Origin of the sequence: Flavobacterium sp. DSP2-3-1 (genome assembly GCF_049896865.1) — a bacterium.
Classification (GTDB): domain Bacteria; phylum Bacteroidota; class Bacteroidia; order Flavobacteriales; family Flavobacteriaceae; genus Flavobacterium.
In genome coordinates this window covers 1-520 of sequence record NZ_JAFCVD010000036.1, presented here as the reverse complement: position 1 = coordinate 520, position 520 = coordinate 1, and the positions used below count along the sequence as shown (strand labels likewise).

General features: G+C 27.7%; 1 protein-coding gene. It reads right to left on the bottom strand.

The window, feature by feature from the left end:
* Positions 1–99: 99 nt before the first annotated feature.
* Positions 100–264: a PIN-like domain-containing protein gene (locus ACP7AT_RS15800; RefSeq protein ID WP_426065396.1), complete on the bottom strand. Its 165-nt coding sequence runs from the start codon at positions 262–264 to the stop codon at positions 100–102.
* Between the last annotated feature and the right edge of the window lie 256 nt (positions 265–520).

Below are 520 nucleotides of genomic sequence, written 5' to 3'. Positions count from 1 at the left end.
CAGGAGCAAATAAAGAACATTTATTCCATTCGAGAGAGAGGGCTTTTTAAAAGTCCTTTCTTTTGAAAAAATGTCTTTATCTCCCCCCTAAAAGTTGCATTAATTAGTTGAATCTAGCACACCTAATAAATCGTTTTTTGCAGATTCGGGTAAACGATATAAATCTAAAAGAACATTTGAATCAAATATGAAAACGCCTTCTTTCCAAATCTTTTGAAAATCTATTTGATTTGAATTCCGATGTATTTTATATAATTTTTCCATTACTGTTTACTAATTATTTATTTTAAATATACACACAATATAAATCACTAAGTATTAAATTTACTATGATTCACCTGAAAACTGGAAAGCTTTATGTAACAAAAAAGCATTTAATTTATTTTCTTAAAAGTATAAAATGCTAGATTCAACTAATTAATGCAACTTTTAGGGGGGAGATAAAGACATTTTTTCAAAAGAAAGGACTTTTAAAAAGCCCTCTCTCTCGAATGGAATAAATGTTCTTTATTTGCTCCTG

Excerpts from the sequence above, each read along its gene's own strand:
- ACP7AT_RS15800 (WP_426065396.1), bottom strand. The coding sequence starts at position 264 with ATGGAAAAATTATATAAAATACATCGGAATTCAAATCAAATAGATTTT.